Raw genomic sequence first — 23,225 nt, 5'->3', positions numbered from 1 at the left:
CCGTCTTAGCTTCGCCGATCGGGCCGATTGGCCGCATCCCAGGATGCGGCCATTCGGCCTTTGTCATTTACCGCCGTACTCAATATGGTTAGCAAACAGTGTTTGATCGTCCCGACTTAGGCGACCAGGCCATCCTGGTCAGCCTGGATTTTGGTGATGCCGACTACCAGGAGAGCGTCGCGGAGTGCGCCGAGCTGGTGCGCGGCAGCAAGGTGGAAATCCTGGGCATGGTGCAGGGCAAGCGGCAGCGTCCCGACGCGGCGCTGTTCGCCGGCAAGGGCAAGGTGGAGGAGATCGCCTCCATGGTGCGGGCCTCCGGCGCCAACGTGGTGATCTTCAACCACGCGCTGTCGCCGGGCCAGGAGCGCAACCTGGAGCGCGCGCTGCAGTGCCGCGTGATCGACCGCAACAGCCTGATCCTGGACATCTTCGCCCAGCGCGCGCGCAGCCACGAAGGCAAGCTGCAGGTGGAGCTGGCCCAGCTGTCGCATCTGTCCACCCGCCTGGTGCGCGGCTGGACCCACTTGGAGCGGCAGAAGGGCGGCGTCGGCTTGCGCGGCCCGGGCGAAACCCAGCTGGAAACCGACCGCCGGCTGCTGGGCATCCGGGTCAAGGCGTTGAAGGACAGGCTGGCTCAGGTGCAGAAACAGCGCAATACCCAGCGCAAGAGTCGCAACCGCGCGGGCGTTGCCTCGGTGTCCATCGTCGGCTACACCAACGCCGGCAAATCCACGCTGTTCAACGCGCTGACCAAGGCCAACATCTACGCCGCCGACCAATTGTTCGCCACGCTGGACACCACCAGCCGCAAGCTGTTCCTCCACCACCAGGCCTCGGTGGTGGTGTCGGACACCGTCGGTTTCATCCGCGATCTGCCGCATACCCTGGTAGCGGCGTTCCGCGCGACGCTGGAGGAAACGGTGCAGGCCAATCTGTTGCTGCACGTTGTGGACTGCGCCAACGATACGCGCGACGCGCAGATAGACGAAGTGAACAAGGTGCTGGCCGAAATCGAAGCCGACGGCATCCCGCAGCTGATCGTGTGGAACAAGAGCGATCTGCGCGAGCTGCCGCCGGAGATCGAACGGGACGAGGAGGGCGTGATCGTCTCGGTGCGCGTGTCGGCGTTGAAGGGCGAAGGCCTGGAACTCTTGCGCGAGGCGATTGCCGAACGGGTGCAACCTTTCGCAAACAACCATAAAGAACCATACGAGCATGTCGCAGAATGACCCGAACCGTGGCCGCAACGGCCAGAATGGGCCACCGGACCTCGATGAAGTGTTCCGTGATCTGAACCGAAAACTGTCCCGCCTCTTGGGCGGCAAGCCCGATAAGGGCGGCCAGGGCGGCAATCAGGGCGGCCGCCCCGGCGCGTCGTTCACTCCGCCGTCGTACAAGGGCGGCGCCGCCGTCGTGGTCGGCGTGCTGGCCGCCTTGTGGCTGGCCAGCGGCTTCTACATCGTCGACGCCCGCGAAGAGGGCGTGGTGCTGAGGCTGGGCAGCTACAACCGCCTGACCGAGCCCGGCCTGCAATGGCATGCGCCGTATCCGTTCGAGAAGGCCGAGATCGTCAACTTGACCGAGTTGCGCAGCATCGAAGTGGGCTACCGCGGCAGCGCGCAGAACCGCGTGCCGGAAGAGTCGCTGATGCTGACCTCGGACCAGAACATCATCGACGTGCAGCTGTCGGTGCAGTACGACATCAAGGACGCGCGCGCCTTCCTGTTCAACAACGCCGCGCGCGAGCGCGACGGCAAGGATCTGGTCAAGCAGGCCGCCGAAACCGCGATCCGCGAGGTGGTGGGTCGCAACAAGGTGGACTTCGTGCTGAACGAAGGCCGCGCCCAGATCGCCGCCGACGCCCGCAAGCTGATCCAGGATGTGCTGGACCGCTACCGCGCCGGCATCCGCGTCGCCAAGGTCAACATCAACGACGTGCAGCCGCCGCAGGCCGTGCTGGCGGCGTTCGACGACGCCGTGAAGGCCGGCCAGGACAAGGACAAGCTGCGCAACGAGGGCATGGCCTACGCCAACGAAGTGGTGCCCAAGGCCAAGGGCATGGCCTCGCGCCTGGTGCAGGAGGCCGAAGGCTACCAGCAGCAGGTGGTGGAGCGTGCCCAGGGCGATGCCGAGCGTTTCAAACAAGTGTTGCCTGAATACAACAAGGCGCCCAAGGTCATGCGCGACCGGCTGTACCTGGACATGATGCAGCAGATCATGACCAACAGCAGCAAGGTGCTGGTGGACCAGAAGGGCGGCAACAGTCTGCTCTACCTGCCGCTGGACAAGCTCACGCAGATGGCCTCTCCGGGCGCCGCCGCTCCGGCGCAACCCTCCGCAACCCCGGCCCCCGAGGCCCCGGCCCAGCCGGCTTCGCCGCCTGCGGCGAAGAACGGGCGCGACGCGTCGCGCGGTCGTGATTTCTTTGGAGCGGAGCGATGACTGAAAGACTGATTCCCACCCTGGCGGCGGTGGTCGGCGTGCTGTTCGTCGCCAGCCTGTCGCTGTTTACCGTCGATCAGCGCCAGTACGCGCTGGTTTTCCAGTTCGGCGAAGTCGTGAAGGTGATCTCCGAGCCGGGCATCCAGTTCAAGATCCCGCTGCTGCAGAACGTCCGCTACTTCGACCGTCGCGTGCAGACCATTGACGCCGAGGCGCCGGAGCTGTTCAACACCCGCGAGAAGAAAAACGTGCTGGTCGACAGCTTCGTCAAATGGCGGGTTGTGGATGTGTCGCAGTTCTACAAGAGCGTCGGCTCCGAGGCTGGCGCGGTGGCCCGACTGAAGCAGACCATCAACGACGGCCTGCGCGCCGAGTTCGGCCAGAAGACCGTCGCCGACGTCATTTCCGGCCAGCGCGACCAGGTGATGGAGACGGTTCGCAAGCGCGCGGACGCGGATGCGCGTAAAATAGGTGTGGAAATTCTCGACGTGCGCTTAAAACGAGTCGATTTTCCGGATAAAATAAGCAGTTCCGTCTACGACCGGATGCAGTCCGAACGCCGCACCGTGGCCAGCCAGCTGCGCAGCGAAGGCTCCGCCGACGCCGAGCGCGTGCGGGCTGAGGCCGACAAGCAGCGCGACGTGATCCTGGCCGAAGCCTACCGCAAGGCGCAGGAGCTGAAGGGCGCGGGCGACGCCAAGGCGGCGGCGATCTACGCCGACGCCTATGGCAAGAACCCCGAGTTCTACGCGTTCTGGCGCAGCATGGAAGCGTACAAGGAGTCGTTCAAGAACAAGAGCGACGTGATGGTGCTCGATCCGAGCAGCGATTTCTTCAAATATTTGAAGAATCCGCAGGCGGGGCAAGGCAAGAGCAAGTAGGCGACAATTGATTTTTAAGAACACTGGCCGGGGCGACCTGGCCAGTTTGCTGATGACAAGGCGGGTCCCCTCCCGCCTTTTATTCTGTTGAAACGAAATGCGTAATTGGCTGTTACCCGAATACATCGCTGACATCCTACCGGCCACCGCGCGCCAGGTGGAGTCGGCCAAGGCTGCGATGCTGGAAGGCTTTCGCGTGGCCGGCTACGAGCTGGTGCTGCCGCCGTTGATCGAATACATCGACTCCCTGGTGAGCGAAGGCGACGACACGCTGGACCTGAAAACCTTCAAGCTGGACGACCAGCTGTCCGGACGCCAGCTCGGCCTGCGCGCCGACATCACGCCGCAGGTGGCGCGCATCGACGCCCACCTGCTGGGCGAGCGCACCGGCGTGACGCGCCTGTGCTACGCCGGCAGCGTGGTGCACAGCCGCCCGTCCGGCCTGACCAGCTCGCGCGAGCCGCTGCAGGTGGGGGCCGAGCTGTACGGCTACGCCGGCATCGAGGCCGACCTCGAGATCATCGAGCTGATGCTGTCCACGCTGGAGAAAACCGGCGTGAAGAAGCTGCGGCTGGACGTCGGCCATATCGCCATCTACCGCGGCCTGGCCGCGGCGGCCGGCCTGTCGCCCGAGGTCAGCCGCGAGCTGTTCGGCCTGCTGCAGAACAAGGACGCCGCCGGCATCGCCGCGCGGGTGGCCGGCGTGGCCGAGCCCTACAAGAGCGCCTTCCTGGCGCTGCCGGAGCTGTACGGCCCGGTGGCGGTGCTGGAGAAGGCGCGCACCCGGCTGCCGTCGCTGCCGGAGGTGGAGCTGGGTCTGATGCAGTTGTCGGCGATCGCCCGCGCGATGGAGGGCAGGGTGGAGCTGAGCTTCGATCTGGCCGAGCTGCGCGGCGACTTCTACCACACCGGCCTGATGTTCGCGGCCTACGCGCCGGGCTGGTCCGACGCGATCGCCCGCGGCGGCCGCTACGACAATGTCGGCCGCCGTTTCGGCCGCGCCCGTCCGGCCACCGGCTTTAGCCTGGATCTGCGCGATCTGCTGCGCATCCTGCCGGAGCGCGATCCCAGCCGCGGCATCCGCGTCTCCGCCCGCCATCTGCCGGCGGCAGCGGCCGAAGTGGCGCGCCTGCGCGCCGGCGGCGAGATGGTGGTGGTGGATTACCTGGGAGAATCCGCGGCCGCATTGAATTGCGACCGAGAGCTGGTTCCCGCTGCCGATGGCTGGCAGCTGGCGCCGTTTCATTGAATTTTTGTTTGAATCTGACTGACGAAGAGGTTTTTTCCAATGTCCAAGAACGTTGTCGTGATTGGCACCCAGTGGGGTGACGAAGGCAAGGGCAAAATCGTTGACTGGCTGACCGACCACGCGCGTGCCGTTGTGCGCTTCCAAGGCGGCCACAACGCCGGCCACACCCTGTGGGTGAATGGCAAGAAAACCGTCGTGCGCCTGGTGCCGTCCGGCATTCTGCGTCCGGATGTCGAGTGCTTCATCGGCAACGGCGTGGTGCTGTCGCCCGAAGCGCTGCTGAAGGAGATCGACGAGCTGGAAGCCGCCGGCGTCAACGCTTCGGCCCGCCTGAAGATCGCCGAAGGCTGCCCGCTGATCCTGCCGTACCACATCGCGCTGGACCAGGCCCGCGAAGCCGCCAAGGGCGACGCCAAGATCGGCACCACCGGCCGCGGCATCGGCCCCTGCTACGAAGACAAGGTCGCCCGCCGCGCGCTGAAGGTGATCGACCTGTTCGATCCGGCCCGCTTCGAGACCAAACTGAAGGAAAACGTAGACTACTACAATTTCCTGCTGACCAATCTGTTCAAGGCCGAGCCGGTAAGCTACGAAGCGATCCTGGCCGACACCATGAAGATGGCCGAGCGCATCAAGCCGATGGTGGCCGACGTGTCCCGCATCCTGTACGACCTGGACCAGGCTGGCACGCCCATCCTGTTCGAAGGCGCCCAGGGCACCCTGCTGGACATCGACCACGGCACCTATCCGTACGTGACCTCGTCCAACTGCGTGGCCGGGGCCGCCGCGCCAGGCGCCGGCGTGGCGCCGCAAATGCTCAACTACGTGCTGGGCATCGTCAAGGGCTATGCCACCCGCGTGGGCTCCGGTCCGTTCCCGACCGAGCAGGAAAACGAAATCGGCGCCTTCCTGGCCGAGCGCGGCAACGAGTTCGGTTCCGTTACCGGCCGTCCGCGCCGCTGCGGCTGGTTCGATGCCGCCGCGCTGAAGCGCTCGATCCAGATCAACGGCGTGTCCGGCCTGTGCGTGATGAAGCTGGACGTGATGGACGGTCTGAAAGAGATCAAGCTGTGCACCGGCTACATGCTGGATGGCCAGAAGGTCGACATCCTGCCGTTCGGCTCTGACGCCGTCACCAAGTGCGTGCCGGTGTACGAAACCCTGCCGGGCTGGACCGGCACCACCGTCGGCGTCAAGCGCTGGGAAGACCTGCCGGCAAACGCCCAGGCTTATCTGAAGCGCATCGAAGAGGTGTGCGGCGCCCCGGTCGACATCGTGTCCACCGGTCCGGACCGCGAAGAAACCATCGTGCTGCGCCACCCGTTCGGTCTGTAATCGAACCTAGGTTCAGCCAGAGAAAAGCCCACCGTTCGCGGTGGGCTTTTTGTTTGCCTGGATGCGCTCGACTCAAGTCTCAGTCCACGGCGCCAGCGCCAGCTCCGCGCGCAGCGGTTTGCCGCTTTGGCCGAACCAGCCGCCGCTCTCCAGCACTTGTCCCTGGTTGCCGAAAGCCGTCACGGTCAGTTTCGCCGTCGCGGGATCAAGGTCCACGCGGCAGAAATTGTCTTCCTGGGTGAAGTTCCAGGCGCGGTAGTCCATCCGGTGCGGCTTGCCGCCGGCGCAGAAGTCGAAGCCGTCTTCCTGTCCCTGCGCGCGCGAGTCGTGGACGAAGCCGGACGGGTCGCCGTCGGCGAAGGGGAAGGGCCAGTAGAAGGCCGAGGAGGTGATCGACAACACGCGCAGCCGCTCGGCCTCGGCGGAGCCGCTCAGGCTCAGCTCGGCGATATTGCTGCAGTGGATGTCGCCGGACAGGAAGACCACGTTCTGCACCCGTTTCTCCACGATGAGCCGCAGCAGCGCGGCGCGGGTGGCGGGGAAGGCGGGCCAGGAGTCGGTGGCCTCGCACCAGCGGGCGCGGTCCGCGCCGCAGCCGGCGCGTCCGCTGCGGGCGTCCATCGGATTGGGCGCGAACACGCTGGGGCTGACGATGAACTTGGGCGTGTCGCCCAGCTTGTCCTGGCAATCGGCCAGCCAGGCCAGCAGCAGGTCGAGCTGGCTGGGCTCCTCGTCGGCCAGGCTGGGGCGGCCCAGCAGGTGGTTGTCGTCCAGATTGTCCGGCACGTCGTCCATATAGCGCTGGGTGCGCGAATCCATCGCGAAAAACGGGTAGCGGCCGCACTGGAACTGGTAGAACAGCCGCTGGCCGTAGCAACTGGGGCCGTGCACCCACTGGTAGCTGCGGTAGGCGGCGATGGCCAGGTTGAACACGCGCCGGCTCTCGGCGCGGCGGACGCGGTCCTGGCTCCAGTTGTCCTCTATTTCGTGGTCGTCCAGGATCATGTAGGCCGGCAATTGGCGCAGCAGCCGGCGCATGTGGCGGGAGCCGAAGGCGCTGTGGTAGCGCTGCTGGAACTCTTCGAAGGTGTCGGCCAGCCCCAGCGGCACGTGGCGGTTGAGCATGTCGGCGTAGATCTGGTCGCCCACCATCAACAGCAGCCGCGCGGCGTCGCGCCCATCCTGCCCCTTGGCTTCCTGCAGCAGCGGCTCGAAGATGGCGTCGGATTGCTTGGTCTTCCACAGCAGGCCGGGATAGCGGCAGGAGCCGACGATGAAGCTCAGTCGGCCGGCGGGCGCGTCCGCCGCCGGGAAAGTGCGGAAGCGGGCTTCGGATTCTTCCGCCGGCAGCGCCTCCAGATCGTCGAGCCAGACTTCGGCGGCGGGCAGGCGCTTGGCCAGCTCGTCGTGGGACAGGCTGTCGTCTTCCGGAGCGGGATCGTCCAGCAGCAGGGTGCCGACGCGGACGATGTAATCGGTGTCAGGGAGCAGCGGGGCGGGCGCGCTGTCCGCCGGCTTCAGGCCCAGCTCCTCGCCCAGGGTGAAGGTGCCGGTGCGGTCGTACTCTCGCCGCAGCCGGAAATAATGGACGCGGCGCCGGCGCGGGCGGCGGCCGTTTTCCCAAGCGATGGCGATCACGCCTATGGTGCGGCACTCGCCGTCGATGTCTGCGCCCTCGTCGCCGGCGGAGCCGCGTATCCAGACGCGCGCGCTGCTGGCGGTGGTATGGCCGACGATGGGCCCGAGCTGGGCCGGTCTGAGTTTGCTCATGGGGGCTCCCGGGGCCGGACGCGGCGCGTCGGTCCCTTTCCTGATGCGGGTGCGTGGATGCGGCTGTTTTTATGATCTGCCCGGCGGCGTTGAGGCCGTCCGTGTTTGAAACATATGCCGGGAGCGGGTGCTGCGGGGGAGCGTTTGGCGGGATTAAGTGGATGTACGGAGCCCGTGGCGGGAAAGGCTCAGCCCAAGTGCTGGAGGATGTTGACCAGTTTGCCCAGCGGGTCGCGGACGAAGAAGCGGCGCACGCCCCAGGGCTCGACCGCCGGCCCGTATTCGATGGCGATGCCGGCGCTCTGCGCGCGCGCCAGCGCCTGCTCCAGATCGTCCACTTCGATGGACAGTTCCGGCACCGGGGTGCCGGAGCCGCCTTCGCTGGCGAAGCTGATTTGCGGCTGCATGGCGGCGTCGGATGCGTAAATGCGGATCCAGCCGTGGTCCATCACCATGTCCAGGCCCAGCACATCGCGGTAGAAGCGTTCCGCCGCGGCCGGCGAGGCGGTGGCGATATTGGCGACGATGCGCTGAACTTTCATCGAGCTCTCCGGCGGTATGGAATCGACCCTTCAGCATAGCCGCTGTCCCGCCGCCGCGGCTCAGCTTTTGCCGCGGCCCGCCGGCTTGTAGCCGTCGTTCAGCGTTTTCAGGAAGGCCAGCATGTCGTCGATGTCGCGCTCGCTGAACATGGCTTTGCCGCCCGCCTTGCCGCCGAACGGCGCTTCCATGTTGACGTTGGCCTGATAGCGCGCCGGCAGGTCGTTGAACTTGGCTACCTTGCCGTCTTTGCCCTTCGGATACCACTTGCCGGGGCGGGTGTCGCGTTCGGCGTAGAAGCGCAGCACCTGGCGCAGGTCATGGAAGGCGCCGTTGTGGAAGAAGGTCGTGCGGCTGGCCACGTTGCGCAGCGAAGGAGTGCGGAACAGGCCGCAGTAGTCGCCGCGGTTCTTGAAGTCGGTGCGCGCCGGGCCGCACAGGCCCAGATCGAAGTAATGGCCGTCGCGGTTGGCGGCCAGCTCCGGATTGCGCGGCGCGCCGACGGCGATGTGGCCGTAGTCGGTGAAGGCGGGGAAGGCGCCGCTCTCGCTGCGCTGGCTGATGTGGCAGGACGCGCAGTTGCCCTTGTCCGGATCGTTGAACGCCTTCAGTCCGCGCGCTTCCTTCGCGCTCAGCTTGGCCTGGCCGCGCAGGTAGGCGTCGTACTTGCTGTTGTAGGGATAAAACTCGCGCGGATTCTGCTGGAACACTTCCAGCGCCAGCGCGGCCTTGTCGAAAGCCTGGGCGGGGTGGCTGAAGATGTCGGTGCCGAACAGCTTCTGGAAGCGCGCGGCGGCGGCGGAGCGCCGCAGCTTGTCGACCACCGCGGCCGGCGTGCCGTTGGCCATTTCGTTGGCGGCCAGCAGCGGCAGCGAGGCCTGGGCATGGGCGGAGTCGGCGCGGCCGTCCCAGGTATAGCCGCCGGTGGGCCCGGCGTCTTCGCTGTCGTTGCCGTCGTTGTCGTGGAAGTGCTCGCTGAATGGCGGCACGCTTTGCAGATAGCGCAGGGAAGGCGCGGCGCGGGTGCCGGGCTGTTTGCCATCCTTGCCGCCCAGTTGAGCGGCCAATCCGTTCGGCGGGCCGTAGGCATGGGACGGGCTGTGGCAGGTGGCGCAGGACATCCGGCCGGAGGCGGACAACGAGCGGTCGAAGAACAGCTGGCGGCCTAGCTCTTCCAGCTGTTTGGCGCTGACCGGGTGCGGGCCGGGCGCATAGCTGGCGCTCTGATAGGCGGGTTTGGCCGGAGCGGCAGCCTGGACGAGGCCGGCGCAGGCGAAGGCGATGGAGAGCAGAAGGCGTTGCATGATGGCGGTGTCGATTGCGGTGGCGGGACTGTACTTGGGGTTAATGACAAAAAGATGAAAATGGAAATGCGGCATCTGTTCATACGGGAAATACTGACAGAATGTAAATGTAATGTAACATGCCGTCGCGATACTTCGCATTTTCCGTTAAACAGCAAGGAAATCCGTGATGCAACGTTTAGCCTGTGGCCTGGCGCTGACCCTGGTCGGCGCCGCTGTATTGAGCGCCTGCGGCAGCGGCGGCGGCTCTGCCTCCACCAGCGGGGTGGTGACCGGCAGTTACTTCCGCCACGCCAAAGTCTGTCTGGACCGCAACGGCAACGGCCGCTGCGATGCCGCCGAGCTCTCGACCTATACCGACGACAATGGCGCGTTTCGTCTGAGCGGCCAGGGCGACGTGGTGGTGGAAGTGGGCACCGATGCCGTTCGGTACGACCCCGATACCCAGACCGCCGCGCCGGTGACCGACCCCTTGGTATTCCGCGCGCCGGCGGCGGCCAACGGCGTGGTCAGCTCGCTGTCTTCCGAGGTGGCCGATCTGATGGATGGCGGCATGGACTTGAACAGCGCGCGCAAGGCGGTGGCCGCGCGGGTGGGCGTGCCGGCGGACAAGCTGCTGGGCGACCACAACAAGGAAAGCGATCCCGACGTCAAAGCCGCGCTGAAGGCGGCGATCAACCAGAACATCGACGCCATCGCCGGCGCGGTGAAGGAGGCGGGCGCCGGCGGCGACGTCAAGAGCAGCCTGCACAGGCGGATGGCGCTGTCTGACATCAAGAACGTGGTGGTGATTTACGCCGAGAACCGGGGCTTCGACAATCTGTACGGCCTGTTTCCTGGCGCCAACGGCATTCCCGGCGTCAATCCGTCATCCAGGGGCGGCTACGTCGCGCAGAAGGATTTCGACAACTCGACTCTGCCGGCGCTGCCGCCGACCTGGGGCGGCCTGACCGCCGCCGGCCAGGCGGTGACCTTGAGCCAGGCGCAGACCATGGGCTTCGCCAATACGCCGTTCCAGATCGACAATCCAAACGGGCTGAACGGCACCGGCGTGGCGGTGCCGCAATCGGTGGTGACTCGCGACCTGGTCCACCGCTTCTACAATAACCAGATGCAGATCAATGGCGGCGCCAACGACAAGTTCGCCGCTTATTCCGACGCCGGCGGCCTGTCGATGGGCTATTACGACGGCAGCAAGATGGCGATGTGGAAGCTGGCCCAGCAATACACGCTGGCGGACAACTTCTTCATGGGCGCTTTCGGCGGCTCCTTCCTCAATCACCAGTATCTGGTCTGCGCCTGCGCGCCGCAGTATCCGAATGCCGATGCTTCGCCGGCCAAGGGCAGCATCTCTGCGATCGATACCGACGACAAGGGCAATTTCGTGCGGCTGACGCCGGCGGCGAATACGCCGGCATCCGTGCTCTCCGGCGCGGCCAAGTATCTGAACGACAATAATTTGACGCCCAAGGACGCGACCGGCATGTACTATGCGGTCAACACCATGCAGCCGGCGTTCCAGCCCAGCGGCAACGCGCCGGCTTCCGGCGACGCCAGCGGTCTTTACGCCGATCCGGCCAAGGCCAACACCTTGCCGGCGCAGACCCAGGCGACCATCGCCGACCGATTGGACGCGAAGCAGATCAGCTGGGCCTGGTATGCCGGCGGCTGGGCGCAGTCCACCGCCGACCGCAGCAAGATCTACAACGGCGGCGTGCCCAATTTCCAGGCTCACCATCAACCGTTCAACTACTATGCCAGTTTTGATTCGTTCAAACAGGCGGCCTATCGCAGCCAGCATCTGAAGGATTTCGATCAGGATTTCCTGAGCGCCGCAGCCGCGGGCGCGCTGCCGCAAGTGGCTTTCTACAAGCCGCAGGGCAACCTGAACCAGCATGCAGGCTACGCCAGCGTGGCGGACGGCGACGCCCACATCGCCTCGGTGATTTCCAAGCTGCAGCAAAGCCCGCAGTGGAAGAACATGCTGGTGGTCGTCACCTATGACGAAAACGGCGGCTTCTACGACCACGCGGCGGTGCCCAAGGGCGACCGCTGGGGGCCGGGCACCCGCATTCCGGCCATTCTGATCTCGCCGTTCGCCAAGAAGGGCTATGTCGATCACACCCAGTACGACACCGCATCCATCCTGCGATTCCTGACGCGGCGCTTCGGCCTGCAGCCGTTGCCGGGCGTGATCGCGCGGGATGTCGCGCTGGTGAGGAACGGCGGCAAGCCGATGGGTGACTTTGCCTCGGCGCTGACCTTCAACTAAGCCGCTCCACTCTGAAGGTTGCCGGGCCGTCCGCTTTGTCGGGCGGCTTTTTGTTAGCGTTCATGACATTCGGCACGCTGGCGGTCGCAGAGTGATAAACTGAAACGCTTCTCGCTCATATCCTTTTGTCATGCAGTTGAAAATCGCTCCCGGCATGCTGACGCCGCTCATCGTCGCCACGGCGCTGTTCATGGAAAACATGGACGCCACCGTGATTTCAACCTCGCTGCCAGTGATCGCGCAGGATCTGGGGGTGGACCCGATCTCGCTGAAGCTGGCGTTGACGTCCTATCTGGTCAGTCTGGCGGTGTTCATTCCCATCAGCGGCTGGATGGCCGACCGTTTCGGCGCTCGCCGCATTTTCCGTTCCGCCATTCTGGTATTCATGCTGGGCTCGCTGCTGTGCGCGATGACCGGCAGCCTGCACGGCTTTGTGCTGGCGCGCTTCCTGCAGGGCATCGGCGGGGCGATGATGGTGCCGGTGGGGCGGCTGGTCATCTTGCGCACCATAGACAAGGCGGATCTGGTGCGGGCGCTCAGCTACCTGACCGTGCCGGCGCTGCTGGGACCGGTGATAGGGCCGCCGCTGGGCGGCTTCATCAGCACTTATTTCCACTGGCGATGGATCTTTCTGATCAATATTCCTATCGGCCTGCTCGGATTGGCGCTGGCGGGCCGTTTTATCGCCAATCTGAAAGAGGATGAAGTGCCCAGGCTGGACTGGTGGGGTTTTCTTTTGACCGGAACCGGACTGTCGATACTGATGCTGGGGCTGGCCACCGAGGGCAAGCACATGTTGTCAGCCACCGCTTCGATCTGGCTATCCATGCTGGGCGCGTCGCTGCTGCTGGCCTATCTGTGGCATTACCGCAGGCAGTCGCATCCACTGCTGGATCTGTCGTTGCTCAGGCTGCCCACTTTTTATGCCGGCGTGGTCGGAGGCTTCATATTCCGGGTCGGCATCGGCACCATTCCTTTCCTGCTGCCCTTGATGCTGCAGTTGGGTTTCGGCTTTTCGCCGTTCGAGTCCGGCCTATTGACCTGTTCCACCGCGATGGGCGCGATAGGGATGAAGACCGTTGTCTCCAAGGTGTTGCAGCGGTTCGGTTTTCGGCGGGTGCTGGTCGTGAACAGCATTCTGGCGGGGTGTTCGGTGGCCGTGTACTCGCTGTTTCAGGCAGACACGCCGCATTGGCTGCTGCTGCTGGTGTTCGTGGTGGGCGGTTGCCTGCGTTCGCTGCAGTTCACCAGCCTGAATGCGATCACTTTCGCCGATGTCGACAAGGAGAGGCTTAGCCACGCCACCAGCTTGTCCAGCGTCGCGCAGCAACTGGCTGCCGGCTTCGGCGTGACCGTGGGCGCGTTCGCGTTGCAGGGCGCTGCCTGGTTGCAGGGCCATCAACAGCTGACCGCCGGCGATTTTGGCCACGCTTTCCTGTTCATGGGCGGTCTGACCGTATTGTCCAGCCTGCAGTTTTGGAAGCTGGAGCAGGATGCCGGACGGCAGGTATCGGGCGGGCATGAGTGACAGCCGTTCCGGGTTTGTGCCCGGAGCGGCCGCTTGCCTGAGGTTAGCTTGGATTGGATGCTTCCCGGCCGAACGCCCAGGTGTCGCGCTCGCCGAACTCCAGCCAGCATTCGCCAGCCGCCCTGGCTTCCTGGCCGTAGGCGCGCAGCCGGTTTTCTCCTTGTTGCAGCAGGTATTCCCAGCGGTCGCCCAGATACATCGAGGTGAGCAGCTTGGCTGGCAGGCGGTTGTGGCCGGGCTCGTCGCGCACTCGCAGCCGCTCCAGCCGGATCACCGCCTGCGCTTGGCTTCCCGCCGGCAAGGGCTGGCGGGCGGTGGCCTTCAGCTGCCAGCCGTCGCCGTGCAGGATGACGCTGTCGCCTTCGCTGGCGGCGACGGTGGCGCTCAGCGTGTTGTTGGCGCCCATGAACTGCGCGCTGTACAGGCTGGCGGGCTGGGAGTAGAGCTCGGTCGGCGTGCCGGCCTGTTCGATGCGGCCATGCTTGAGCAGCAGGATGCGGTCGGACATCGCCATCGCTTCGCCCTGGTCGTGGGTGACGCACAACGCGGACAGTTTCAGCTCTATGATCAGTTCGCGCAGCCAGGCGCGGGCTTCTTCGCGCAGCTTGGCGTCCAGATTGGACAGCGGCTCGTCCAGCAGGATGACCGGCGGGTTGTACACCAGGGCGCGGGCGATGGCCACCCGCTGCTGCTGGCCGCCTGATAGCTGATGAGGGTAGCGCTGGCCCAGCGCGCCCAGACCCAATTGCTCCAGCACCTGTCCCACGCGGTCGGCTATCTCTTTTTGCCCGGTCTTGCGCAGTTTGAGGCCGTAGCCGACGTTTTCCGCTACCGTGCGGTGGGGCCACAGCGCGTAAGACTGGAACACCAGGCCCAGCGAGCGGTTCTCCACCGGCAGGTTGTGGCCGGCATCGCCGTCGTACAGGGTTTGCTCGTTCAGGCGGATGGAGCCGGCGGAGGGCTGCTCCAGCCCGGCGATGGCCCGCAGCAGCGTGGTCTTGCCGCTGCCGGAAGCGCCCAGCAGCGAGACGACTTCTCCGGCATTGAGGATGAAGGACACGCCTTTGAGGATGGGCGTGGCGTCATAGCTGAGAAACAGATTGTCGACGACGAGCTTAGTCATGCAGTTTCACTCCCAGGCGCAGCGCCACGGCCAAGCCGGCGCCCACCATCAGAATATTGATCACGGACAGCGCGGCCACCTGGTCCACCGCGCCTGTGGCCCACAGCGATACCAGCAGCGAGCCGATGACTTCGGTGCCGGGGGACAGCAGGTAGACGGCGGTGGAGTATTCGCGCTCGAAAATCATGAAGATCAGCAGCCAGCTGGAAATCAGGCCGAAGCGGATCAGCGGCAGGGTGACGTCCAGGCTGGCGCGGCGCGGGCTGGCGCCGACGCTGCGGGCGGCTTCTTCCAGTTCCGGCCCCACCTGCAGCAGCGCGCTTTGCACCAGCCGCATGCCATAGGCCAGCCAGACCACGGTGTAGGCCAGCCAGATCGAGAACATGCTGTTCTTCGCGCCCTGCAGGCCGGGGACAAACAAGAACACCCACAGGAAGGCGAGGCCGGCCAGGATGCCGGGCACCGCGCGCGGCAGCAGCACCAGATAGTCCAGCAGGCGGCTGCCCCAATCATGGCGGCGATGGCCGGCGAAGCCCACCAGCGTGTAGAAGCCCACCGCCAGCGCGCCGCCTATCACCCCCACGCCCAGGGTGTTGACGATGGCGCGCACGATGCTGTCTTCCTCGAACAGCAGGGAGAAGTGTTCCAGCGTCAGCGCCTCGGCCAGGGATACGCCTTCACCCCAGTGGCTGACCACCGAGCGCAGCGCGATGCCGGAAATAGGCACCGCCACCGTCAGCAGCAGCCACAGCAGCACGATGGCGATGGCGGGATAGCGCCAGGCGCCCAGCGACAGCGCGTGCTGGCGGCCGGCCTTGCCCTTCACCGTGACGAAACGGTTGGCGCTGCGCAGCAGGCGCCGCTGCAGCAGGACCAGCGGAAAGGTGATGGCGATCAGGCATACCGCCACCGCGGCCATCAGGTGATAGGAAGGAATGCCCAGCTTGTTGGTGAGCTTGTAGAGATAAGTGGCCAGCACCAGATGGCCTTCCGGATCGCCCAGCACCAGCGGCAGGCCGAAGATCTCAAAGCCTAGAAACAGCACCAGCACGCCGGAAAACAGCAGCGAGGGCATGATCATCGGCAGGCTGACATCACGCGCCACCCGGAACGGGCTGGCCCCGGCCACGCGCGCCGCTTCCTCCACGTCCGATCCCAGGTTGCGCAGGGCGGCGGAAGCGTAGAGATAGATGTGCGGCACATGGGTGAGGCCGGCGATGACGGCGATGCTGGTCAGCGAATAGATGCTCCACGGCAACTCGTCCCAGCCGAACAGTTGCTTGAGCCACAGCGAGTAGAAACCCACCGGGCCAGCGGCCACCACGTAGCCGAAGGCCAGCACCATGGGCGAGACGAATACCGGCGTCAGCAGGAGCGGCTCGAGCCAGCGGCGGCCGGGCAGGTCGGTGCGGACCATCAGGAAGGCGAGCACGCCGCCCAGCGGTATGGCGATCAGCGCCATGCCGACGGCGATGGCCACCGAGTTCTTCAGCGCGGACCAGAAGTCCGGGTCGGCGAAAATGAAGAGGTAGGCGCCCAGCCCCAGGCTTTTGTCCGTCATGAAAAAGGGCTGGTTGAGCAGGCTCTGGTACAGCACCAGCGACAGCGGCGCCATCACGGCCAGCGCGACACAGGCGATGGTCAGATTGCGCCAGCATAGGTGGCGCGTCAGTCGGCGGCCGGGCGCGGTTGGCGGCACCGGCGGCGATGCCGCGGCGGTGGAGGAAGTGTGCATTGCGTGGACTCCGGAGTATGGGCGTCCGGCGCGGAGACGATGCGGCGCGCCGGGCGAGGGGCGGCGCTCAGTTTTTCAGCGATTGCTGCCAGTTGCGCATGAAGTCCAGCCGCTTGGCCTGGTCGAGGTAAACCAGCAGGCCGGGGCCGATCTGGATTGGCTTGATGCTGCTGCCCAATTGCTGGTTCAGCGCGGACAGGGAGGCTGCGCCGCCGACGTCGGATCGCAGCGAGAACAGGTCGGCTTGATTGGCGAGGATGTCCTGGCCGCGCTTGGACAGCAGGTAGTCCAGCCACAGGCGGGCGGCGTTGGGATGCTTGGCTTTCTTGGACACGATGGCCAGCCGGCTGGCGACCTGGGTGTAGTCCTTGGGGTAGACATAGCCGATGGACGGGTCCTTCTTGGCCTTGGCGAAGGCGTAGGAGCCGAGGATGTTGTAGCCGATCAGATTCTCGCCGGAGGAGATGCGCTCCATCATCGCTCCGGTGGACGTCTGCAGCTTGACGCCGGATCGGCCCAGCGCGCGCACCAGGTCCCATACGCCTTGCTGGCTGTAGCGGTAGTCCTGGGTCAGGAAGTTGAAGCCGACGCCGGAGCGCTCGATGTCATAGGTGGTGACCTTGCCTTTGAAGCGCGAGGGATTGGCCTTCAGGATGCGGATCAGGTCGGCGCGGGTCTGCGGAATTTCTTCAGGCTTGAGCAGGCGCTTGTTATAGACGATGGCCACCGGTTCGTAAGTGGTGGCGTAGGCTTGTTGCTGGTAGTGGGCCCACTTGGGCAGGTTGGGCGTCTCGGGCGAGGCGTAGCTGGCGGCGTAGCCGTCGTTGACCAGCTTGACCTGCAGGTCCATCGCCGAGCTCCACACGAGATCGGCGCTGGCGCTGTTGGCCGCGTTTTCACTGATGAAGCGGTTGTAGATCTCGGTGGTGTTCATATCGTGGTATTCCACCTTCACCGCCGGATACAGCGACTGGAAGTCTTTGAGCAGCGGCCGCGCGACGGCGCTGTCGGTGGCGGAATAGATGATCAGCTTGCCTTCCTTGGCCGCGGCGGCTTCCAGATTCTGATAGCTGGACGGGTAGTGCGCCGGCGCCGCCCAGGCGGAGCCGCTTAACGCCGCGACGCAGAGTGATAGTTTCAGCTTGCCTTGCATGATGCCTTCTCCTGTTGGGGCCCTGTCCGGGCCCGTCTTGATTCCACGGCTCTATTGGCTGCGGTCTGGCAAGCATGGTATTAGAGTAAACCTTTCAATCCGCTTTCAGCTTGGCAAGTCATGCGCATTCTCCTGGTGGAAGACAATCTGGATCTGGCCGAGTCCCTGCTCAAAGCCCTGACGCAGGCGGGTTTCGCCGTCGACGCGATGCATGACGGCCAGGACGCCGATCATGTGCTGCATACCCAGGACTATGCGCTGGTGATCCTGGACCTGGCCCTGCCCAGGCTGGATGGCTGGGAAGTGCTCAGACGTTTGCGGGCCCGCCGAAAGTCGGTGCCGGTGCTGATCCTGACCGCGCACGGATCAGTGGAGGACCGGGTGCGGGGGCTGGACATGGGGGCGGACGACTACTTGTCCAAACCGTTCGACCTGGTGGAGCTGGAGGCCAGGGTGAGGGCGCTGATACGCCGCAGCCACGGCCATGACCACAATCTGCTGGCGGTGGGCGGGCTGAGCTATGACGGCGGCAGCCGGGTGTTCACGCTGGCGGGCCAGGCCTTGAAGCTGACCCCGCGCGAGCACGCGGTGCTGGAGCTGTTGATGCTGCAGGGCGGCAAGGCCATCAGCAAGGACGCGCTGTCCGAGCGCATCTTCGGCCTGGACGAATCCGGCAGCGCCGAAGCCATGGAGATCTACGTGCATCGGCTGCGCAAGAAGCTGGCGCACGGCGACGTCGGCATCGTCACCTTGCGCGGCCTGGGCTATCTGCTGGCGCGGACGGATGGCGGCCATGGCTAGCGGTCAGGCTTGGCGGCGTCCGGACAGCCTGCGGCTGCGCTTGTTGTGGGGGCTGTTGCTGCCCTTGCTGCTATTGCTGTCGCTGGACGCCTATCTGACTTATCAACGCAGCCTGGCCGGCGCCAACGCGGCATTCGACCGCATGCTGCACACCTCGGCCCGAGCCATCGCCAACGGCATCAGCAGCCACAGCGGAGAAATCCGGGTGGACATCCCGTACTTCGCCTTGCAGATGTTCGAGAGCAATGCCGCCGGCAAGGTGTTTTATCGGGTCAGCGACGAGAAGGGCAGGGTGCTGACCGGCTACGAGGATTTGCCGGCGCCGGCGAGAAAGGGCGCGGGCGCGCCGGCGCTGCAGTTTTCCGACGCCGACTATCTGGGCGAGGAGGTGCGCCTGGTCAGCCTGCGGCAAACGGTGCGGGACATGCTCACGTTGCGGGACCAGGATGTCTGGGTGCAGGTGGCGGAAACGCCGGAATCGCGGCAGGAGCTGGCGCGCAGCCTGTTGTTGGGCTCTTTGCTGCAGGAAATCCTGCTGGTGTTGACGCTGCTGCTGATTGTCTCGCTGGCGGTAAGCAGGGGACTGCGGCCCTTGCGGCGTTTGTCGGCCGAGGTAGCGTCGAGAAACGAAGACGATCTGGAGCCTCTGCCCAAGGCGGGGCTGCCCAGCGAGCTGGCGCCGCTGGTGGACGCGCTCAATCTGCACGGCGAGCGGCTGCAGCGTTTGTTCGCCGCCCGCCGCCGCTTCATCGACGATGCAGCCCATCAGCTGAAGACGCCGCTGGCCGTGATGCAGACCCAGGCGGAACTGGCTTTGCGCGAGGAGGAGCCAGCCGAACAGCGGCGGCAACTTCGTCGATTGCTGGCTGGCCTGCGGCAGGCGGGGCACATGGTCGCGCAGTTGCTGCAGATGTCGCGGCTGGAGCCGGACAACGGCCAGCCCATCGCGCTGGAAATGGTGGACGCGGCGGCGCTGGCGCGCGAGGTGGCGCTGGAGTGGGCCGCCGCCGCTCATGAGCGCGGCGCGGATCTGGGATATGAGGGCGAGGACAGCGTTTCGGTTCGCGGCAATCGCGCCCTGCTGCGCGAGTTGCTGAATAATCTGCTGGACAACGCCTTGCGCTACGCAGGAGAGGGGGCGGTAGTGACGGTGGCGGTGCGGGATGGGCAGCGCGCTTGCCTGGAGGTGAGAGACAGCGGGCCAGGCATTCCGCAAGCGGAGCGGGAAAAGGTGTTGCTGCGATTTTATCGGTTAGCGGGAGAGAGGCGCGAAGGCAGCGGATTGGGGCTGGCCATCGTCAGGGAGATCGCGGGCCGGCATGGCGCGCGCTTGTCGCTGGATCAGGCGATGGAGGGCGGATTGCGGGTGAGCGTGTATTTTCCGGGGCGCTGAAAAACGAAAACCCCATTGCCGAAGCAATGGGGTTTTCGTTGAATTTGGTGCCCAAGAGAAGACTCGAACTTCCACACCCTTGCGGGCGCTAGGACCTGAACCTAGTGCGTCTACCAATTCCGCCACCTGGGCTAAAACTTTAAATTGTATTGCTGCTGAAATCTGGAACTGAAAGCGTCAGATTTTAAAATATCTGGTGCCCAGGAGAAGACTCGAACTTCCACACCCTTGCGGGCGCTAGGACCTGAACCTAGTGCGTCTACCAATTCCGCCACCTGGGCATATTGCTTCGGTACTGCCGATTTTTAATCTGTATTGGTGCCCAAGAGAAGACTCGAACTTCCACACCCTTGCGGGCGCTAGGACCTGAACCTAGTGCGTCTACCAATTCCGCCACCTGGGCCAACCAGATTTTCATGATGCCAGCTTGGCGACGGGCTTACAATAGTAAGATTGGTGCCCAAGAGAAGACTCGAACTTCCACACCCTTGCGGGCGCTAGGACCTGAACCTAGTGCGTCTACCAATTCCGCCACCTGGGCGTCGCTTTGCTGTATCATTCTGTTGCATCGCTGCAACGAGAAGCGAATTATAGACATAATTCTGAGGGTGTCAATGGCTCAAACCTCAAAAAAGCAAAAAAGTCCTTCCCTCCGCGAACAGGATCCATTCCTCGAGAGGGAAAAACTCAAATATTCCAATCCCTTGCCCAGCCGCGAGTTCATCATGCAGATTCTCGCCGAGCAGGGGGTGCCGTTATTCCCGGGTGAATTGGCTAGCATGTTGTCGATTCACGGCGACGAATCATCCTTCTTTGAACGCCGTCTGCGCGCGATGGAGCGCGATGGCGAAATCATCATCAATCGTAAGGGCGCGGTCTGCGTCGCCCAGAAACTCGATCTGATCCGCTGCAAGGTTTCCGGCCACCGCGATGGCTTCGGCTTTGCCATGCCCGATGAAGGCGAAGGCACGGGTAGCGACATCTTCCTGCCCGAGCGTGAAATGAGGAAGGTGATGCACGGCGACCGCGTGATGGTGCGGCCGTCCGGCGTCGACCGCCGCGGCCGGCAGGAGGGCCGGATCGTCGAGGTGCTGGAGCACGCGGTGACCAAGCTGGTCGGCCGCATCCAGCATGAGCGCGGCGTGTGGGTGGTGCGCCCGGAAGACCGCCGCATCAATCACGACATCCTGATCGAGCCGGGCGGCGACGCCGGCGCCAAGGATGGCCAGGTGGTGATGGTGGATATTCTGCAGCAGCCGGACGCCCGCCATCAGCCGGTCGGCAAAGTGGCCGAGGTGCTGGGGAACTACGCCGACCCGGGAATGGAGATCGAGATCGCGCTGCGCAAGCACGCGCTGCCGCACCGCTTCCCGGACGACGCGCTGGCTCAGGCCAAGGAAACGCCGAAGAAGGTGCGCAAGAAAGACTGGACCAAGGACCGCGTCGATCTGCGCGAACTGCCGCTGGTGACGATAGACGGCGAAACCGCGCGCGATTTCGACGACGCGGTATATGCCGAGCAGCAGGGCAAGGGCTACCGCCTGGTGGTGGCGATCGCCGATGTCAGCTTCTACGTGCAGCCGGGCGACGCGCTGGACAAGGAGGCGCTGGATCGCGGCACTTCGGTCTATTTTCCGCGCCGGGTGATCCCGATGCTGCCGGAGGCGCTGTCCAATGGCATCTGCTCGCTGAATCCCGACGTCGAGCGCATGTGCATGGTCTGCGACATGCAGATCAACGCCAAGGGCGAGGTCAAGAAGTACAAGTTCTATCCTGCGGTGATGCAGTCCAAGGCCCGCCTCACCTACAACCAAGTGTGGGATTGGCTGCAGAACGGCACCGACCATCCGATGCTGCCGCAGGTGAAGGACCTGTACGCGCTGTTCAAGATCCTGCTGGCCGCGCGCTCCAAGCGCGGCGCCATCGAGTTCGACTCGGTGGAAACGCAGATGATCTTCAATGAGCAGGGCAAGATCGAGCGCATCGTGCCCATCGTGCGCAACGACGCGCATCGCTTGATCGAAGAGTGCATGCTGGCGGCCAACGTCTGTTCCGCCGATTTCCTGCAGAAAAACGGCCACAAGGCGCTGTACCGCGTCCATGAGGGGCCGACTGAAGAGAAGCTGGAAAACCTGCGCACCTATCTGCGGCTGGTCGGCCTGGTTCTGGGCGGCGGCGACAAGCCTAGCGCCAAGGATTACGGCAAGCTGGCCGAGCAGATCCACGGGCGCCCGGATGCTCCGGTGCTGCAGACCATGTTGTTGCGCTCGATGCAGCAGGCGGTCTACACCCCGGACAACCACGGCCACTTCGGCTTGGCTTACGAAGCCTATACCCATTTCACCTCGCCTATCCGCCGCTATCCGGATCTGCTGGTCCATCGGGCGATCAAGGCGGTGTTGAAGGGCGGCAAATACAAGCCGGGCAAGTGGGCGCAGCTCGGCGTGCACTGCTCGATGACCGAGCGGCGCGCCGACGACGCCAGCCGGGACGTCGAGTCCTGGCTCAAGACCTACTATATGCGCGACAAGGTTGGCGAGATCTTCCAAGGCAAGATCAGCGCGGTCACCAGCTTCGGCGTATTCGTGCTGTTGGACGATGTATATGTCGAAGGGCTGGTGCACATTTCCGAGCTGGGCAAGGACTACTTCCATTTCAAGAAGGATGTGCAAGCCATCGTCGGCGAGAAGAGCGGCGTTCAGTACCGGCTTGGCGATGTGCTGACTGTCAAGGTGATGGGCGCCAATCTGGAAAGCTCCCAGGTGGATTTCGCGCTGTTCAAGGACTCTCCCGCGGCGCAAGAGGCGGCCGAGGGCGCTGCCGAGAAGCGGGGCTCAGCCCGTTCCAGCCGCCGCCGTCGCGGTGGAAAAGCCGAAGGAAGCGCAGGGTCGCATGTTGCTGCAGCGGCGCCGGCGAGTGGCGAGCCGCCTGAGTCGAAGCCGGCCGGTTTGCCGCCGGCGCCGGCGGGACGCAGGCGTCCCGCCCAGCCAGCCGGAGAGAGGAGGGCTGCTTCTGTGCCGGCGGCAGACCAGGCAGCCAAGCCTGCGGAAGGCAAGATGTCAGCTGCAAAAGCCGAGAGCGCGGCGCCTGAGACGGGCACCCCGGCAACCAAGCCTGCAGGCCTGCCGGCCGCGCCGAAGGGGCGAACCCGCTTGGCCAAGCCGGCTGTCGGCGAGACGGGGAAGGCACCCGCTCCCGCGGCCCGGCAGACCTCCAAGCCGGTGGAGGGCCAAAAAGCCGAAGGAGCGGTGTCCAAGCCCGCAAGCGCGCCGGCCGCGCCTAAGGGGCGAGTCCGTTCAGCGAAGCCGGCCGAAGAAAAGCCGGCTGGCGCTTCGGCTCCAAAGGCTTCTCCGGCTGCAGCCAAGCCGCCGGTCCGTCGTCAGACTGCGAAGGGTGGCCAGGATGCTCCGCCGGCGGTCGCTCCGACTCAAGAGCCATCTCAAACGCAGTCGGCGGCGCGCAAGCGCGGCAGCGGCAGGAGCATTGTCAAAAAGCGTGCTGGCGAGGAGTGATCAGCTGTTATCTATATTAATAGGTATAAGCAAACCGGCTCGAATCATGGATTCGAGCCGGTTTTGTTTGGCGGCGACAGCTCTGGAGTGTGGCTCATGGGGAGGCGTTTTGCTTTTTCATGAAAATCCCTTCCGGCTCCTTTTATTATAAATCAACGCTTTGCGCGTATCGGTCGAAGAAAGTTCA

16 protein-coding genes and 4 tRNA genes are annotated in these 23,225 nt (G+C 64.7%); 10 read left to right on the top strand and 10 right to left on the bottom strand.

Annotated elements, in window-relative coordinates; genetic code table 11:
• Window positions 1-98: 98 nt before the first annotated feature.
• The 5 genes from hflX (at window position 99) to VL52_RS18095 (ending at window position 5,907) form a co-directional block, all read left to right on the top strand.
• Window positions 99-1,229, top strand: a complete 1,131-nt coding sequence (gene hflX, locus VL52_RS18115; RefSeq protein WP_046158347.1) for a ribosome rescue GTPase HflX — start codon at window positions 99-101, stop codon at window positions 1,227-1,229.
• Complete coding sequence (gene hflK, locus VL52_RS18110) at window positions 1,216-2,442, top strand: FtsH protease activity modulator HflK (protein WP_046158346.1); 1,227 nt, start codon at window positions 1,216-1,218, stop codon at window positions 2,440-2,442. The genes hflX and hflK overlap by 14 nt, the downstream gene beginning before the upstream one ends.
• A complete protein-coding gene (gene hflC / locus VL52_RS18105) occupies window positions 2,439-3,323 on the top strand; it encodes a protease modulator HflC (RefSeq protein ID WP_046158345.1) in 885 nt (294 codons plus the stop codon). Before hflK ends, hflC begins: the two co-directional genes overlap by 4 nt.
• 97 nt (window positions 3,324-3,420) lie before the next feature.
• Entirely contained in the window at window positions 3,421-4,572 is a 1,152-nt protein-coding gene (locus VL52_RS18100; protein ID WP_046158344.1) for an ATP phosphoribosyltransferase regulatory subunit, read from the top strand.
• A gap of 39 nt (window positions 4,573-4,611) precedes the next feature.
• Window positions 4,612-5,907 carry an adenylosuccinate synthase gene (locus VL52_RS18095; RefSeq protein WP_046158343.1) on the top strand — a complete coding sequence of 432 codons (1,296 nt, stop codon included), beginning with the start codon at window positions 4,612-4,614 and terminating at the stop codon, window positions 5,905-5,907.
• A gap of 72 nt (window positions 5,908-5,979) precedes the next feature.
• Here the strand turns inward: VL52_RS18095 and VL52_RS18090 are convergent, their stop codons facing one another.
• The 3 genes from VL52_RS18090 to VL52_RS18080 form a co-directional block, all read right to left on the bottom strand.
• Window positions 5,980-7,677, bottom strand: a complete 1,698-nt coding sequence (locus VL52_RS18090; protein WP_046158342.1) for an alkaline phosphatase D family protein — start codon at window positions 7,675-7,677, stop codon at window positions 5,980-5,982.
• 188 nt (window positions 7,678-7,865) lie between these two features.
• Window positions 7,866-8,219 (bottom strand): VOC family protein, encoded by a 354-nt coding sequence (locus tag VL52_RS18085; RefSeq protein ID WP_046158341.1) that lies wholly within the window; start codon window positions 8,217-8,219, stop codon window positions 7,866-7,868.
• Between the two features lie 60 nt (window positions 8,220-8,279).
• A complete protein-coding gene (locus tag VL52_RS18080) occupies window positions 8,280-9,521 on the bottom strand; it encodes a cytochrome-c peroxidase (RefSeq protein WP_046158363.1) in 1,242 nt (413 codons plus the stop codon).
• Window positions 9,522-9,690: 169 nt separating this feature from the next.
• Here VL52_RS18080 and VL52_RS18075 point away from each other — a divergent pair, with 169 nt between their 5' ends.
• Together VL52_RS18075 and VL52_RS18070 are read left to right on the top strand one after the other, a co-directional pair.
• Window positions 9,691-11,793, top strand: a complete 2,103-nt coding sequence (locus VL52_RS18075) for an acid phosphatase (protein WP_046158340.1) — start codon at window positions 9,691-9,693, stop codon at window positions 11,791-11,793.
• Between the two features lie 130 nt (window positions 11,794-11,923).
• Window positions 11,924-13,321, top strand: a complete 1,398-nt coding sequence (locus VL52_RS18070; RefSeq protein ID WP_046158339.1) for a DHA2 family efflux MFS transporter permease subunit — start codon at window positions 11,924-11,926, stop codon at window positions 13,319-13,321.
• 43 nt (window positions 13,322-13,364) lie between these two features.
• Here VL52_RS18070 and VL52_RS18065 read toward each other — a convergent pair whose 3' ends face one another.
• The 3 genes from VL52_RS18065 to VL52_RS18055 form a co-directional block, all read right to left on the bottom strand.
• Window positions 13,365-14,444 carry an ABC transporter ATP-binding protein gene (locus VL52_RS18065; RefSeq protein WP_046158338.1) on the bottom strand — a complete coding sequence of 360 codons (1,080 nt, stop codon included), beginning with the start codon at window positions 14,442-14,444 and terminating at the stop codon, window positions 13,365-13,367.
• The gene (locus VL52_RS18060; protein ID WP_046158337.1) at window positions 14,437-16,179 is read right to left on the bottom strand and encodes an ABC transporter permease; all 1,743 of its coding nucleotides are present in this window, start codon (window positions 16,177-16,179) and stop codon (window positions 14,437-14,439) included. The genes VL52_RS18065 and VL52_RS18060 overlap by 8 nt, the downstream gene beginning before the upstream one ends.
• A 67-nt stretch (window positions 16,180-16,246) precedes the next feature.
• Complete coding sequence (locus VL52_RS18055; RefSeq protein ID WP_046158336.1) at window positions 16,247-17,332, bottom strand: ABC transporter substrate-binding protein; 1,086 nt, start codon at window positions 17,330-17,332, stop codon at window positions 16,247-16,249.
• 120 nt (window positions 17,333-17,452) lie between these two features.
• On the opposite strand from VL52_RS18055, the gene VL52_RS18050 reads away from it, so the two are divergent.
• Window positions 17,453-18,133 carry a response regulator gene (locus VL52_RS18050; protein WP_046158335.1) on the top strand — a complete coding sequence of 227 codons (681 nt, stop codon included), beginning with the start codon at window positions 17,453-17,455 and terminating at the stop codon, window positions 18,131-18,133.
• Window positions 18,126-19,526 carry a sensor histidine kinase gene (locus VL52_RS18045; protein ID WP_046158362.1) on the top strand — a complete coding sequence of 467 codons (1,401 nt, stop codon included), beginning with the start codon at window positions 18,126-18,128 and terminating at the stop codon, window positions 19,524-19,526. Before VL52_RS18050 ends, VL52_RS18045 begins: the two co-directional genes overlap by 8 nt.
• 45 nt (window positions 19,527-19,571) lie before the next feature.
• On the opposite strand, the gene VL52_RS18040 is transcribed toward VL52_RS18045, so the two are convergent.
• The 4 genes from VL52_RS18040 to VL52_RS18025 all read right to left on the bottom strand — a co-directional run bounded on the left by VL52_RS18040 (window position 19,572) and on the right by VL52_RS18025 (window position 20,067).
• Window positions 19,572-19,658 (bottom strand) — tRNA-Leu (locus tag VL52_RS18040).
• A gap of 62 nt (window positions 19,659-19,720) precedes the next feature.
• Window positions 19,721-19,807: transfer RNA gene (locus tag VL52_RS18035), tRNA-Leu, on the bottom strand.
• A gap of 35 nt (window positions 19,808-19,842) precedes the next feature.
• Window positions 19,843-19,929 (bottom strand) — tRNA-Leu (locus VL52_RS18030).
• 51 nt (window positions 19,930-19,980) lie between these two features.
• Window positions 19,981-20,067, bottom strand: a tRNA-Leu gene (locus tag VL52_RS18025).
• 73 nt (window positions 20,068-20,140) lie between these two features.
• Between VL52_RS18025 and rnr the strand changes: the two genes are divergently transcribed.
• On the top strand, window positions 20,141-23,038 hold the full coding sequence (gene rnr / locus VL52_RS18020; RefSeq protein WP_046158334.1) for a ribonuclease R: 2,898 nt from the start codon (window positions 20,141-20,143) through the stop codon (window positions 23,036-23,038).
• Window positions 23,039-23,225 lie beyond the last annotated feature (187 nt).

The organism is Chromobacterium vaccinii, assembly GCF_000971335.1.
Taxonomy (GTDB): domain Bacteria; phylum Pseudomonadota; class Gammaproteobacteria; order Burkholderiales; family Chromobacteriaceae; genus Chromobacterium; species Chromobacterium vaccinii.
The sequence above is the reverse complement of the archived record's forward strand: the minus strand, read 5'-3'. Positions and strand labels throughout refer to the sequence as shown.

What these genes read in the sequence shown, in the direction of transcription:
- hflK (WP_046158346.1), top strand. Translation starts at nt 1,216, where the DNA reads ATGTCGCAGAATGACCCGAACCGTGGCCGCAACGGCCAGAATGGGCCA.
- hflC (WP_046158345.1), top strand. Translation starts at nt 2,439, where the DNA reads ATGACTGAAAGACTGATTCCCACCCTGGCGGCGGTGGTCGGCGTGCTG.
- VL52_RS18100 (WP_046158344.1), top strand. Translation starts at nt 3,421, where the DNA reads ATGCGTAATTGGCTGTTACCCGAATACATCGCTGACATCCTACCGGCC.
- VL52_RS18095 (WP_046158343.1), top strand. Translation starts at nt 4,612, where the DNA reads ATGTCCAAGAACGTTGTCGTGATTGGCACCCAGTGGGGTGACGAAGGC.
- VL52_RS18090 (WP_046158342.1), bottom strand. Translation starts at nt 7,677, where the DNA reads ATGAGCAAACTCAGACCGGCCCAGCTCGGGCCCATCGTCGGCCATACC.
- VL52_RS18085 (WP_046158341.1), bottom strand. Translation starts at nt 8,219, where the DNA reads ATGAAAGTTCAGCGCATCGTCGCCAATATCGCCACCGCCTCGCCGGCC.
- VL52_RS18080 (WP_046158363.1), bottom strand. Translation starts at nt 9,521, where the DNA reads ATGCAACGCCTTCTGCTCTCCATCGCCTTCGCCTGCGCCGGCCTCGTC.
- VL52_RS18075 (WP_046158340.1), top strand. Translation starts at nt 9,691, where the DNA reads ATGCAACGTTTAGCCTGTGGCCTGGCGCTGACCCTGGTCGGCGCCGCT.
- VL52_RS18070 (WP_046158339.1), top strand. Translation starts at nt 11,924, where the DNA reads ATGCAGTTGAAAATCGCTCCCGGCATGCTGACGCCGCTCATCGTCGCC.
- VL52_RS18065 (WP_046158338.1), bottom strand. Translation starts at nt 14,444, where the DNA reads ATGACTAAGCTCGTCGTCGACAATCTGTTTCTCAGCTATGACGCCACG.
- VL52_RS18060 (WP_046158337.1), bottom strand. Translation starts at nt 16,179, where the DNA reads ATGCACACTTCCTCCACCGCCGCGGCATCGCCGCCGGTGCCGCCAACC.
- VL52_RS18055 (WP_046158336.1), bottom strand. Translation starts at nt 17,332, where the DNA reads ATGCAAGGCAAGCTGAAACTATCACTCTGCGTCGCGGCGTTAAGCGGC.
- VL52_RS18050 (WP_046158335.1), top strand. Translation starts at nt 17,453, where the DNA reads ATGCGCATTCTCCTGGTGGAAGACAATCTGGATCTGGCCGAGTCCCTG.
- VL52_RS18045 (WP_046158362.1), top strand. Translation starts at nt 18,126, where the DNA reads ATGGCTAGCGGTCAGGCTTGGCGGCGTCCGGACAGCCTGCGGCTGCGC.
- rnr (WP_046158334.1), top strand. Translation starts at nt 20,141, where the DNA reads ATGGCTCAAACCTCAAAAAAGCAAAAAAGTCCTTCCCTCCGCGAACAG.